The organism is Oceanicola sp. S124, assembly GCF_000220565.1.
Taxonomy (GTDB): domain Bacteria; phylum Pseudomonadota; class Alphaproteobacteria; order Rhodobacterales; family Rhodobacteraceae; genus Pseudooceanicola.
In genome coordinates this window covers 15,879-28,881 of the sequence record NZ_AFPM01000272.1, presented here as the reverse complement: position 1 = coordinate 28,881, position 13,003 = coordinate 15,879, and the positions used below count along the sequence as shown (strand labels likewise).

11 protein-coding genes are annotated in these 13,003 nt (G+C 68.1%); 7 read left to right on the top strand and 4 right to left on the bottom strand.

The features are described from left to right. The first annotated feature begins 50 nt into the window (after nt 1–50). The 5 genes from OS124_RS0118360 to OS124_RS0118340 all read left to right on the top strand — a co-directional run bounded on the left by OS124_RS0118360 (nt 51) and on the right by OS124_RS0118340 (nt 5,675). Complete coding sequence (locus OS124_RS0118360) at nt 51–1,274, top strand: urate hydroxylase PuuD (protein ID WP_010141344.1); 1,224 nt, start codon at nt 51–53, stop codon at nt 1,272–1,274. Nucleotides 1,275–1,297: 23 nt separating this feature from the next. Then, nucleotides 1,298–1,624 (top strand): hypothetical protein, encoded by a 327-nt coding sequence (locus OS124_RS0118355; RefSeq protein ID WP_010141343.1) that lies wholly within the window; start codon nt 1,298–1,300, stop codon nt 1,622–1,624. A gap of 543 nt (nt 1,625–2,167) precedes the next feature. Continuing rightward, nucleotides 2,168–4,048 (top strand): DNA mismatch repair endonuclease MutL, encoded by a 1,881-nt coding sequence (gene mutL, locus OS124_RS0118350; RefSeq protein ID WP_010141342.1) that lies wholly within the window; start codon nt 2,168–2,170, stop codon nt 4,046–4,048. Further along, on the top strand, nt 4,045–5,265 hold the full coding sequence (locus OS124_RS0118345) for a DNA recombination protein RmuC (protein WP_010141340.1): 1,221 nt from the start codon (nt 4,045–4,047) through the stop codon (nt 5,263–5,265). The genes mutL and OS124_RS0118345 overlap by 4 nt, the downstream gene beginning before the upstream one ends. Nucleotides 5,266–5,348: 83 nt before the next feature. Further along, a complete protein-coding gene (locus tag OS124_RS0118340; protein WP_010141339.1) occupies nt 5,349–5,675 on the top strand; it encodes a DUF3775 domain-containing protein in 327 nt (108 codons plus the stop codon). A 56-nt stretch (nt 5,676–5,731) separates the two neighbouring features. Here OS124_RS0118340 and OS124_RS0118335 read toward each other — a convergent pair whose 3' ends face one another. Then, nucleotides 5,732–6,886 (bottom strand): saccharopine dehydrogenase family protein, encoded by a 1,155-nt coding sequence (locus OS124_RS0118335; RefSeq protein ID WP_010141338.1) that lies wholly within the window; start codon nt 6,884–6,886, stop codon nt 5,732–5,734. Continuing rightward, a complete protein-coding gene (locus OS124_RS0118330; RefSeq protein ID WP_010141337.1) occupies nt 6,883–7,938 on the bottom strand; it encodes a saccharopine dehydrogenase in 1,056 nt (351 codons plus the stop codon). Before OS124_RS0118330 ends, OS124_RS0118335 begins: the two co-directional genes overlap by 4 nt. A gap of 123 nt (nt 7,939–8,061) precedes the next feature. Here OS124_RS0118330 and OS124_RS0118325 point away from each other — a divergent pair, with 123 nt between their 5' ends. Both OS124_RS0118325 and OS124_RS0118320 read left to right on the top strand, forming a co-directional pair. Continuing rightward, on the top strand, nt 8,062–9,261 hold the full coding sequence (locus OS124_RS0118325; RefSeq protein WP_010141336.1) for a hydantoinase/carbamoylase family amidase: 1,200 nt from the start codon (nt 8,062–8,064) through the stop codon (nt 9,259–9,261). A gap of 38 nt (nt 9,262–9,299) precedes the next feature. Next, nucleotides 9,300–10,232 (top strand): HNH endonuclease, encoded by a 933-nt coding sequence (locus OS124_RS0118320; protein ID WP_029375566.1) that lies wholly within the window; start codon nt 9,300–9,302, stop codon nt 10,230–10,232. On the opposite strand, the gene OS124_RS0118315 is transcribed toward OS124_RS0118320, so the two are convergent. Together OS124_RS0118315 and OS124_RS0118310 are read right to left on the bottom strand one after the other, a co-directional pair. After that, the gene (locus OS124_RS0118315) at nt 10,229–10,936 is read right to left on the bottom strand and encodes a response regulator transcription factor (RefSeq protein ID WP_010141334.1); all 708 of its coding nucleotides are present in this window, start codon (nt 10,934–10,936) and stop codon (nt 10,229–10,231) included. The two genes, OS124_RS0118320 and OS124_RS0118315, sit on opposite strands and share 4 nt — an antisense overlap. Further along, on the bottom strand, nt 10,933–12,837 hold the full coding sequence (locus OS124_RS0118310; protein ID WP_029375565.1) for a PAS-domain containing protein: 1,905 nt from the start codon (nt 12,835–12,837) through the stop codon (nt 10,933–10,935). The genes OS124_RS0118315 and OS124_RS0118310 overlap by 4 nt, the downstream gene beginning before the upstream one ends. Between the last annotated feature and the right edge of the window lie 166 nt (nt 12,838–13,003).

The window sequence follows — 13,003 nt, the reverse complement described above, 5'->3', positions numbered from 1 at the left end:
CGCAAACCATGCTTATGCTTGGCAAAAGAACGGATGATCCGGGGGACAGCATGTACGATTGGGCGGCCATTGGGGCCTGGGTGGAATTCGCGGTCCGCTGGTTGCACGTGATCACGGCGATGGCCTGGATCGGGTCTTCCTTCTACTTCATCGCGCTGGATCTCGGCCTGAACCGCAATGTCCCCGGTCCTGCGGATGGTGAAGAGTGGCAGGTTCACGGCGGCGGTTTCTACCATATCCAAAAGTACCTGGTGGCCCCGGCGGCCATGCCCGAGCACCTGGTCTGGTTCAAATGGGAGAGCTATTCGACCTGGCTTTCCGGCTTCGCGCTGCTCTGGCTGGTCTACTACCTGGGAGCGGATTTCTACCTGGTCGACCCGGCGGTCGCGGACCTGCCGGCCTGGGGTGCCGTGGCGATCTCGCTGGCCTCTCTCGCGGGGGGGTGGCTGGTCTACGACGCCCTCTGCAAGTCGAAGTTCGGCGACAACAACACGCGGCTGATGATCGGCCTCTATCTGATCCTCGTCTGCCTGGCCTATTTCTACACCCATGTCTTCACCGGCCGCGCCGCGCTGCTGCACCTCGGCGCCTTCACCGCGACGATCATGTCGGCGAATGTCTTCTTCATCATCATGCCGAACCAGCGCATCGTCGTCGCCGACCTGAAGGCGGGCCGGACGCCGGATGCCAAGTACGGCAAGATCGCCAAGCAGCGCTCGACCCATAACAACTACCTGACGCTGCCGGTCATCTTCATGATGCTCAGCAACCACTACCCGCTGGCCTTCTCGACCGAATACACCTGGATCATCGCCAGCCTCGTCTTCCTGATGGGCGTCACCATCCGGCATTTCTTCAACACCATGCATTCCAAGAAGGGCATGCCCTGGTGGACCTGGCTGCTGACCGCGCTGATCTTCCTGCTGGTGATGTTCCTGTCGACAGCGCCGCTCTGGCGCGACAGGGCCGAAGCCGAGGCCGCCATCCCCGCCGGTCTGACGCGCTTCGCCGAGGCCGAGGGCTACGAGGCCGTGGAGCAGATCGTCATGGGCCGCTGTTCCATGTGCCATGCCGCCGAGCCCTTCTGGGATGGCATTCTCTGGGCTCCCAAGGGCGTGCGGCTGGACGACCAGCACCAGATCCTGCGCAACGCCCGCGCCATCTACCTGCAGGCGGGTCTGGGCCATGCCATGCCGCCCGCTAACGTTTCCTTCATCGAAGAAGAGGAACGTCAGGCCATCCGCGACTGGTACGAGGCCGCGACCCGAGGCTAGTCTTGAAACTCTGGGGAGGGACGATGAGAGGGGCGGGTCTTCTGGTGCTGCTCCTTCTGGCCACGCCGCCGCGGGCCGAGACCCTCGTGGCGCCGGTGGCCTTCGGGTCGATGTTCGATGCCGAGGTGACGGTCTCGATCCGCCGTTTCCGCGCCGAGGCGCAGGAGGTCTGGCATATCGCCGGCACCTGCGCAGGGGCAGGGGGGGCGACGGTGATCCGCCTGACAGACTTCCCGGCCAATGCCGACCTGACGGTGTTCCTTGGTGCCAAGCCGGAACAGGCGCATCGGGTGATCTGCGTGACGAACCCCGGCCGCGCGCCGGAGGTGATACGCGACCTGCTTCCGTAGGGCGGGGACGCATCCCGCCGCCACGTCATCGCCGCCGAAGGTGGGTTGTCACCCACCCTACGCCCTAGGCTGGCGGCTGGTCATGCAGAGCGAAGGGGCGCGCCCGACCCGGGCGCTGGAAATCGTCCGCGAGGTGCTCCCGTAGGGCGGGGTTCCACCCCGCCGCCACTTCGCAGCCCTCTCCGGCGGCCAAAGGTGGGTACTCACCCACCCTGCACAATGCGCTCCCCCTGGCGCGGGCTACAAGCCGGGGCCGCGCCCGCCGGGGCTCCGCCCGCTCGGACCTCGAAACCTCCCCGGAGGGTTCGTCGCGTTGCGGACCGGACCGAGCCCCTCCCCCCGGGAGGGCGCACAGGCGGTGTCGGAGGATGACAAATCGGCGTGGAGGCTTCGGGGACACCAAGCCAGCCAGAGGTCCCGATGCGCCCACCCAGGCGCGTTCGCGGCCCTTCGCTCTGCACGCCTGACATGGGCTCTGACCGCCTCGGCATTCCCTCTGGTCTGCCATTTCCGACTCACTCCGCCCATGCTACATTTCGCGGTATGCACCGCTCTGACCCCCATATCCTTGATGCCCAGCCCGTGATCCGCCAGCTGGACGACGCCGCCATCAACCGCATTGCCGCCGGTGAAGTGGTCGAGCGCCCGGCCTCTGCGGTGAAGGAGCTGGTGGAAAATTCGCTCGACGCCGGGGCCACGCGGATCGAGATCACGGTGGCCGATGGCGGCAAGACCCTGATCCGCATCGCCGACGACGGCTGCGGCATCCCCCCCGAGGCCCTGCCGCTGGCGCTGTCGCGCCATGCCACCTCGAAGATCGACGGTTCGGACCTGCTGAACATCCATTCCTTCGGCTTCCGGGGCGAGGCGCTGCCCTCGCTCGGCGCGGTCGGGCGGCTGACGCTGACCTCCCGCGCCCGGGGCCATGACGCGGCCGAGATCAAGGTCTCGGGCGGCCAGATCAGCCCGGTGAAACCCGCCGCGCTGAACAAGGGCACCGTGGCCGAGCTGCGCGACCTGTTCTTCGCCACCCCGGCGCGGCTGAAATTCCTGCGCACCGACCGGGCCGAGATGCAGGCCGTCACCGATGTCATCAAGCGCCTCGCCATGGCCGAGCCTTTCGTCGGCTTCACCCTGCGCGATGCCTCGGGCGGAGAGACCCGCACGATCTTCCGCGCCGACCCGGAAACGGGCGATCTCTTCGACGCGCTGCACGGGCGCCTTGCCACCGTGATCGGCCGCGATTTCGCCGAGAACGCGCTGAAGATCGACGCCACCCGCGACGGCATCCGCATGTCGGGCTATGCCGCCCTGCCGACCTATTCGCGCGGCGCGGCGGTGGCGCAATTCCTCTTCGTCAACGGTCGCCCGGTGAAGGACAAGCTGCTGACCGGAGCCCTGCGCGCGGCCTATTTCGACTACCTGTCGCGCGACCGTCACCCGGTCGCCGCGCTGTTCCTCGACTGCGACCCGCAGCTGGTCGACGTCAATGTCCACCCGGCCAAATCCGAGGTCCGATTCCGTGACCCGGCCATCGCGCGCGGCCTCATCGTCTCGGGCCTGCGCCACGCCCTGGCCGAGGCCGGGCACCGCGCCTCGACCACCGTTGCCACCGCGACCCTCGGCGCCTTCCGTCCCGAAGAGACGCCGCGCACGCCCGAAGGTCGTCCCTTCGTCTACCAGGCGCCGGAACGCCGTCCCTCCGGCGGCTATGCGCCGCTGAACAGCTTCCAGGCGCCGGAACCCGCCCCGGCGATGTCGGAAGGCTTCCGCAGCTTCGATCACGCCCCCTCGGCCCGGGTCGAGCCGGTCGTGGAAAGCCCCAGCCAGACCCCGCTGGAGGACTACCCCCTTGGCGCCGCCCGCGCGCAGGTGCACGAGAACTACATCGTCGCCCAGACGTCGCGCGGGATGGTACTGGTGGACCAGCATGCCGCCCATGAGCGCCTGGTCTACGAGAAGCTGAAACGCCAGATGGCCGAGAATGGCGTCGCCTCGCAGGCCCTGCTGATCCCGGAAATCATCGAACTTTCCCAAGCGGATGCGCAACGCCTGCTGGAGGCCGCCGAGGATCTCGCCCGCTTCGGCCTGGTCATCGAACCCTTCGGCGGCGGCGCCATCGCGGTGCGCGAGACCCCGGCGATCCTGGGCGAAATCAATGCCGAGGCCCTCTTGCGCGACGTGCTCGACGAGCTGACCGATCAGGATGACAGCATGGCGCTTCAGGCGCGGATCGAGGCAATCCTGTCCCGCGTTGCCTGCCATGGCTCCATCCGCTCGGGCCGCCGCATGCAGGTGGCCGAGATGAATGAACTTCTGCGGCAGATGGAGGCGACCCCGCACAGCGGTCAGTGCAACCATGGCCGGCCCACCTACGTAGAGCTGAAGCTCTCCGACATCGAAAGGCTCTTTGGCCGCACATGAACCAGATCGACCTCACCGATCCGCTGACCCTCGCCGCCGTCATCGGCGGCGCCGCATTTCTGGTGCTGCTCGTCCTGATCATCACGGCGATCCGTGCCACCTCGCGCGCCTCCGAGCCGGTGATCTGGCAGATGAACCAGCTGGGCCGCACGGTCGAGGGCCTCGCCAAGGGTCAGGAGCAGCTGTCGGGCGGCCTGTCCACCGTCTCCAACGCGCAGAACCAGGGTCAGGCGCAGATGCTGCAGATGATGGAAACCCGCATGGCCCATGTGCAGAAGGAGATGAACGACCGCCTGCACGCCAATGCCATGCAGCAGGCCCGCGCCCTGTCCGAGATGCAGGAGAAGATGAACCAGCAGCTTCAGGGCGGTTCGGAGAAGACCACGAAAAGTCTGGCCGAGCTGCAGCAACGCCTTCAGGTGATCGACCGCGCGCAGGAGAACATCACCAAGCTGTCGGGCGATGTCCTCAGCCTGCAGGACATCCTGTCCAACAAGCAGACCCGGGGGGCCTTCGGGGAAATCCAGCTGAACGACATCGTCGGCAAGGCGCTGCCCTCGGACAGCTACACGGTGCAGGCGGTGCTTTCCAACGGCAAGCGGGCGGACTGCCTGATCCACCTGCCCAACCCGCCGGGCCCCATCGTCATCGACGCCAAGTTCCCTCTGGAAGCCTATGAAGCCCTGCGCGGCGCCCAGACGGCGGATCACAAGGCCCGCGCCCAGACCCTGTTCCGCCAGGCCGTGCGCGCCCATATCAAGGCGATTTCAGAGCGTTACATCATCGAGGGAGAGACCGCCGACGGCGCGCTGATGTTCCTGCCCTCCGAAGCCGTCTACGCCGAGCTGCACGCCAATTTCCCCGAGGTTGTCCGCGAGGGCTTCAATGCCCGGGTCTGGATCGTCTCTCCGACCACCTGCATGGCGACGCTGAACACCATGCGGGCGATCCTCAAGGATGCCCGGATGCGCGAACAGGCCGGCGCCATCCGCAAGACCCTGTCCATGCTGCACCGCGACGTCGAGCTGGTGGTGGAACGTGTCGCCAAGCTGGACACCCACTTCAACCAGGCCCGCAAGGACCTGGACGGGATCGGCACGGCGGCGGAACGGGCTGGCAAGCGCGCGGCGAAGCTGGACAACTTCGACTTCGAGGAACTGGCGCCCGAGGCTGACAGCCCGTTGGAAAGCCTGACCCAGGACGGCGGAAAAAGCTGACCCTCAGCTTCAGGATTTGCGGCAAATCAAGGAAGGGCGTATCCTGGTCGGGGCAAGGTGCTTACCGAACAGGAGAAAACGCCATGCTCGAAATCTCGATCACCAAGATTGCCAATGTCATCCTCATGGCGCGCGAACTGGACCGCGCCGAGGGCGAATTGCGCGCCTTTCTCGACAACCTCAACGAGGATGAGCTGGCCAGCCTCGTCGCGGTGATGTGGGTCGGTCGCGACAGCTTCGGTGCGGATGAGCTGGAAGAGGCCATCGCCACGGCCCGCGCAGAGGCGACGACACCGACGCCCGACTACCTGCTGGGCACGCCGCATCTGTCGGACCACCTGGAAAACGGGCTCGAGGCGCTCGGCCTCTCGGCCAGCGACGAAGAGGATGACCTGGTCCGGGGCGGCTGAGCTAGCGTAGGGTGCTTCCCCGCAGGGGAGGCACCTTTGGTCCCGCCACCCGGGCCTCACCCCAGGAAGTCGATCCGCTCCAGCACGTCCGACATCTCTTCGACCTCCGACAGCCATTCGCTGCGGATATCCTCGGCGAACAGCGGGTCGGCGGCGTTCGAGGCGGTGACGACGCCGGGGACCAGCCGCGCGGCGACCAGCGCCTCGATGGCCAGAGCGACCGAGACCGACACCAGCCGTCCCATGGCGCTGCCTTCGGGGCGGTCAGAGGCGTCCATCGCCCAGGCCTGGTCGAAGACAGGCTTTCCCTGGGCTTCGGCGGTCAGGCGGACGAACATGACGACGCGGTCGGCTTCGCCCTCGTCATAGGCGTGGCTGTCCCACAGCCCGTCCGAGATCTCGCGCAGGCGGGCGTCACCTCCGGGGCCGGTCAGCGTCTCGATCTCGCGGAACAGGCCCTCCCAGGCCGTCGCCCAGCCACCGAGCCGCAGGGTGCCACGGACGAAATCCTTCACCTGCCAGCTCTCGTCGAAGCCGTATTGCGCGATGAAGGGCACCGAGTCACGGTTCGGGTAGGCCTCGAAGACCTCGCCGCCGGGCAGCGGGTTTTCATAGGGGGTGATGGCGTCCCAGGGGCGGGCGACATGCAGCTCCTGCCCGTCCTTGAGTGACCGCGAGGGCGAGCGCAGCGCCTTCAGCACGCCAAGCGGCGACCAGCTGAACTTGTAGCGGAAGTCGTTGGCAACCTTCGGGAACCCGCCGCAGTAGGAGGTGAACGAGACCTCGGGGGCCTCGGGCGCCAGCGCGCGCAGCCGGGCCACCAGGTCGTCGGCGAAGACATGGTCGATGCCCGGATCAAGGCCCACCTCGTTGACGAGGCTCAGCCCCTTCTCCTTCGCCGCCCCGTCCAGCGCTGCCATCTCGGGCGAGACATAGGACGAGCAGACGAAATGCGCATTCGCCTGAAGGCAGGCACTCGCCAGCGGAACATGCAGGTCGGCGGGCAGCATCGAGACCGCGATATCGCCGGGCTCAAGCGCCTCGGTCACGGCTTCCAGCGAAAAGGCACGGATGTCGCTGGTCAGGTCGCCGACCTCGGCCTCGGCCTTCTCGACGGTCCGGTTCCAGACAACGACCGGGTAGCCGCCCTCGAGCAGCCGCCGCAGGCCGGGGATCGCGGACAGGCCCGTGCCGCACCAGTGAATCTTCATGCCATTGCCTCCGTATGTGTGTCGTATTGGGCCTTCGCCCGCCCCCAGACGCCGCTGTCCAGCGCATCCAGCCTCAGCAGCGAGGGCAGCAGTTGCGCCGCGTAGTCCTCGCTGCTTTCCTTGGGCAGCATCGAGGGCAGGTTGTCGATGGCCATCACGTCCAGCGGCGGGCTCTCGCGCACCCGCAGGGCCGGTTCCGCCCATGTGGTCGTGCGGTCGTAGACCTTCACCGGCGAGAAGTCCGAGGTCGGGTCGCAGGCCACATCGCCGATGACACTCAGCCGGCGGGGGCCGTCGGCCATCCCGACCGGCACGAAGACCGGGGTCCCGGGCATGGCGAGGATCGAGTTCAGGAAGATCTCGTGCTCGGCGATCTCGGGGAAGGGGCCGCCATGGGCGGTCTCGGCCATGTCCCACTTGGTCACCGCGCAGCCGAGGGCCTCGCAGAGATCCGCGCCGCCGCGACCCACCCGGCCAAGGGCGCCGATGACGATGGCGCGGGGGCGGGTGTCATAGGGGGCGAGGCGCGCGTGCAGGTCGCTCAGCAGGGCTTCCTTGTCCGGGTAAGCGCCGACGGGCGGGCAGATCGTGCCCTGCTGCTGCGCCGCCCAGCACATCAGCGAGACGGCGGCGCCCGCATAGCCCGCCCAGTAGCCGAAGGCGGCGACGCGGCGGCCGGTTTCATCCACCAGGTATTCCAGATCGTAAAGCGTGCCGCCCCCGGCGACGAAGCGCTTCAGCAGCTCCTGCCCGGCGGGCTGGCCCTTGTAGGCATGGCCGAACATGATGTGGCGGTGGCGCAGCGGCGTGCCGTCCTCGGGCAGCTCCTTCAGGCCGAAGATGATCGCATCCGCGGGCGCGTCGGGCCAGGATCCTTCGGGCGCCACCTCGGCGCCGGCATCGACATAGCCCTGCAGCGGCAGGATACGCGTGCGGCTGTCCTCGACGGTCAGGCGGAAGCCCCTGTCGATCAGCGCCTTCGCGCCCTCGGGAGTCAGCCCGGCGCGATCCTCGTTCGGGCGCTGTTCGGCGCGCAGCCAGATATGGGTCATGAAGGGCTCCTTTCCGGGAACTTGATAGAGGGGCCGGGGCCGGGGATGCAATGCGCGAGGGGGCTGATTTGCCTTTCCGGGGCGGCTGCTGTTCTCTCGGGGGCAACCAAGGAGGTGTGCCCGATGATTCCCGTGAACCCCGACCGTTTCCTGGCCGATCTTCACCAGCTGCGCAGCTTCGGCGCCGCCGGGGTCGGCAAGGGGGTGATCCGGCCCGCCTATTCCGCCCCCGACATCGCCGCCCGGCAGTGGCTGGCGGGGCAATACGGCGCTGCGGGGCTTGAGGTCGCGGTGGATCCCTGCGGCTCGGTCTTTGGCATGGCGCCGGGGCGCTCGCTGCTGGTCGGTTCGCATTCCGACAGCCAGCCCGAGGGTGGTTGGCTGGACGGCGCGCTCGGCGTGATCTGCGGGCTCGAGCTGGCCCGTGCCGGGGCGGAGGCCGGGGTGCCGATCTCTGCCGTATCGTTCCAGGACGAAGAGGGCCGCTTCGGCGTCACCACCGGCAGCCGCGTCTGGGCCGGGCATTCGACGCTGGAGGACGCCGATGCGCTGGTCGACAGCGCCGGCGTCAGTTTCGCCGAGGCGCGCGCCGCCATGGCCGGGATGGTGACCGGCCCGGTCGACCCCGCGCGCTTCACCGGCTTCCTCGAATGCCACATCGAGCAGGGACCCTGGCTGCACGAGGCCGGAGAAGCCGTCGGCGTGGTCAGCGACATCGTCGGCATCCGCGACATGCGCATGACCTTCGAGGGCGAGCAGAACCACGCCGGCACCACGCCGATGCACCGCCGCAAGGACGCGCTGCAGGCCATGCTGCGCTTCCAGTCGCTGATCGCCGAGCGCTTCCGCAACGTGGTCACCCCGCAGACGGTCTGGACGACGGGCCATGTCGAGGTGCATCCAGGCAGCCATTCCATCGTGCCCGGGCGGTGCAGCTTCTCGATGCAGTGGCGCGACGGCGATGCCGACCGCCTTGGGCGGATGGAGGAGATCATCCGCGACGCCGCCGCCGAGGTCGCGGCCCAGATGGGCATGACCCTGACCACCTCGGCCATGCTGGGGCTGGAACCGGTGCCGATGGATCCCGCCCTGCGCGGCGCGCTTGAGGGCGCCGCCGAGGCACAGCTGCCGGGCCGCTGGCGCCGGATGCAATCGGGCGCGCTGCATGACGCCACCAGCCTGGCGAAGCTGATGCCGGTGGCGATGCTCTTCGTGCCCTCGATCAACGGCATCAGCCATGCCTTCGCCGAGGACACCGACGAGGCCGACCTTGTCGCCGGCCTGAAGGTGCTGGCCGAAGCGGTGGAGCGGCTGGCCGGATAGGACTTGCGCGGCGGGGCTTTCCCTGGCGTTATCCGGCAATGGTTAACGCGATTTTCGTCCAGAACCCGGAGTCGAAGTACGATGATCGGCCGGGGCTCTCCTATCACTTTCCCCGGCAGTACCTGGGCATGGTCGAAGAGACCGTCGGCGACTGGGTGATCTTCTACGAGGGCCGTCGCGGCGCCTTTGGCTATGTCGCGACCCAGCAGGTGCGCGAGGTGGTGCCCGATCCGGAACAGGAGGGGCACTATTACGCCTTGCTGTCGCGTGGCACCCTGCTGGACTTCCCGCAGGTCGTGCCGCGGGCGGATCCGCGCGGGGTAGCCTATGAGAAGGCGCTGAGAGGTACCGAGGGCACGCCGATCTCGGGCGGGGCGAATACGGCTGCGGTGCGCCGCATCACCCGCGAGGCTTTCGACGCCATCGTCTCGGCCGGGCTGCGGGACGAGGCGGACGCCTATGCGCTGCCCCGCGAGGCCGGTGAAGAGGTCATCGCCTTCCCGGGATTCGCCGATGAACAGGCGCCTTTCGACGGCCCCGCGCCAGCCGGCGGCCCCCGCGACACGATCCTGATGGCGCGCAAGTACCGCGATCCGGCGTTTCAGCGGATGGTGAAACGCGCCTATGGCGGCAAATGCGCCATTTCGGGGCTGTCCCTGCGCAATGGTGGTGGGCGGCCCGAGGTTCAGGCGGCGCATATCATGCCGGTGGCCGATGGCGGCCCGGATGCGGTCTGCAACGGGCTGGCGCTGTCCGGCACTTTGCACTGGATGTTCGACCGGGGGCTGATCTCGGTGGGCGAGGACATGTCGATTCTGGTATCGCACAACAAGGTGCCGCAGGACGTGGTGCGGCGGCTGATCGACCCGGGGCAGAAGCTGATGGTCCCGAAAGAGGCGCGGCACCGGCCGCATCCGGAATTCCTGCGCTATCACCGGGAAGAGATCTACGGGCGCTACGCCGTCGCCTAGCCCCAGTCGACATCCCCGAGGAAGATGTAGCCCGCGCCGTAGATCGTCTTGATCAGGCGGGGGTTCTTCGGGTCCTCGCGCAGCTTGGTGCGCAGGCGAGAGATGCGCACGTCCATGGCGCGGTCGAAGGCCTCTCCCGCGGCGGCGCCAAGGACCTCCTGCATCAGCGCGCGTGAGACCAGCCGCTTGGGGCGTTCGAGGAACAGCCGCAGCACCTCGGCCTCGGCCTGGCTGAAGGGGGTCTCGGTGCCCTCGGCATCCTCCAGCGAGAAGCGGTCGAAATGCGCCGTCCAGCCGGCAAAGCGCGCGGTCTGCCCCGAGGGCTGGGCCGCCGGGCGGTCGCGGCGCAGGCGGGCGCGGATGCGGGCGACGACCTCGGCCGGGTCGAAGGGCTTGATGATGTAGTCGTCGGCGCCCAGCTCAAGCCCCGTCACCCGGTCCTGCACCTGCGCCCGTCCCGAGATGATGATCACCGTGGCGCCCTTCTCGGTCGCCAGCCGGTGCACAAGGGTCAGCCCGTCGCGGTCGGGCAGTGACAGGTCGAGCAGGCAGAGATCCGGTGTCATGCCCGACAGCGCCGCCTCGAACTCTCGCGCGCGGCCGAAGGCGCGGCTGCGGAAACCGGCCTCTTCCAGCGCGCCTTGCAGGATGGCGCGGATCTCGGGCTCGTCGTCGAGGATGGCGATCAGGGGGGCTGCGGTCATGCGGCGTCGTCTCCGGGGGCGAGCAGGGCGGCCAGATGCGCCTGGTCGAAGGGTTTCTGCAGCACCGGCACCCGGGCGGCGGCGGCGCGGTGCAGAGGGTGGTCGGGGCGCAGCGAGGTCATGATGCAGAGCGGCGGTGCCTGTGGCGGCAGGGCTTCCAGAAGGTCCAGCCCGGTCGACCCGCCCTCCAGCGAGAGGTCCGACAGGATCAGCACAAGGTCCGGCAGGTCGCGGGCGATGGCGCGGGCCTCTTCGGCGCTGGTCGCCTCGATCACCGAATAGCCAAGCGCCACCAGCATGTCGCGGACCGAGCGGCGCAGGTCGGCACTGTCCTCGACCAGCAGGGCAAGGCCGGGGGTGGCGGGGCGGGGCGCCTCGCGCCAGGGCAGTTGCAGGGTCACCCGGGCGCCGGCGTCATTGGCCAGCCGCATCTGCCCGCCGGCCCGCTGGGTCATGTCGAAGACCATCGACAACCCGAGGCCCGAGCCCTCGGCGCCCTTGGTGGTGAAGAAGGGCTGCATGGCCTGTTCCAGTGCCTTCTCGGTGAAGCCGGGACCGGTGTCGGCCACGGTGATCTCAAGCCAGGTGCCGGTGCGGCAGCGGGCTTCCAGCCGGATCTCGCCGCCGCGCGGGCCGAGGGCGTCGCGGGCATTCAGCACCAGGTTCAGCAGGCTGTCCTGCAACATGCCGGGATCAAGCCAGAGCCGCTGGTCGCCGATGCTGTCCTCGACCAGCAACGAGATGCCATCGGGCAGCGAGGGCCGGGCGAGGGTGGTGAAATCGCGCAGGAAGGCGGCCCAGTGCGTCGCGACGGGTTGGTGGCCACGCCCTCCGGTCATCGTGGCGATCCGGTCCAGCAGATCGCCCCCACGCCTGGCGGCGGCAGAGGTCGCGGTGACCAGCTCCTGCGCCTCGGGGGCCAGTGCCATGCGGGACAGCCGCGATTGCAGCCCCAGGATGATCGTCAGCAGGTTCGAGAAGTCATGTGCCATGCCGGAGGTCACCTGCGCCGCCAGCTCGCGCCGCTTGGTCTGGGCCAAGGCGGCGCGGGTCTGGGTTTCCTCGGTCACATCCATCGACATGATGTAGGCGCCGCTTTCGGCCGGGGTCAGCGCGGTGCGGATCCGGCGAGAGCTTTCGGTATCGGTGAACTCGAAGACCGACGGTCGCCCCTCCAGCGCCGCATCGAGGTGCGGCTGTACCGAGGCGTAGGACGCGCGGCCCAGCACATCGGCGATATGCAGCCCGACGATCTGCGCCGGGCGGCCCGGCATGATCCGGCTGAGGCGGCGGTTGGAATAGGTATAGCACCTGTCCGGGCCGAGGTGGGCTATATGGGCCGGCAGCATCTCGGTCATCAGGCGGATGCGAGCCTCCATGCCGGTCAGCTCGCGCTTGGCCTCTTCCAGCGCCGAATTGGTGGCCTGCAGCTGGCGGTTGGTCGCCGCCAGCTCTTCGGCGCGCGACAGAAGCTGTTCGGAAAGTTCCTCGGAGCGGGCGCGCAGCAGCTGTTCCTGGCGGCGGCTGTCGGTGATGTCGGTGTAGACGGTGACCCATCCGCCTTCCGGCAGCGGGCCGCCTTCGACGCTGACGACGCGGCCATTGGGCCGGGTGCGCTCCATGTAATGGGGCTCGAAGGCCAGGGCCTTCTCGACCCGCTCGCGCACCGCGGTGTCCAGATCGTCCAGCGGGCCGTATTCGCCCGAGGCGCAGAGATGGTGGATCGTGTCCTCGAATCGCGCGCCGGGAAGGGTCAGGGCCTCGGGCAGGTCGAACATCGACCGAAACCGCCGGTTGCATTGCACAAGTCTCAGATCGTGGTCGTAGATCGACAGCGCCTGCTGGATCATGTTCAGCCCGGCCATGGTCATGCGATCCGTACGGGCCTGATGGCTCGGCATAATTTCTCACTCCCTGCCTCAGGGCTAGCGGAAAAGGGCGCTTCGGGACAGCCCCCCGCTTTGCAGATGCAGCAGAAATTCGGCGCCGCAGCACCCGTAACAATTCGTTAGGATACGGAAATGATCGCGCAAAAATTGCAGATAATGTTTGACTAGTCAGCAGGGC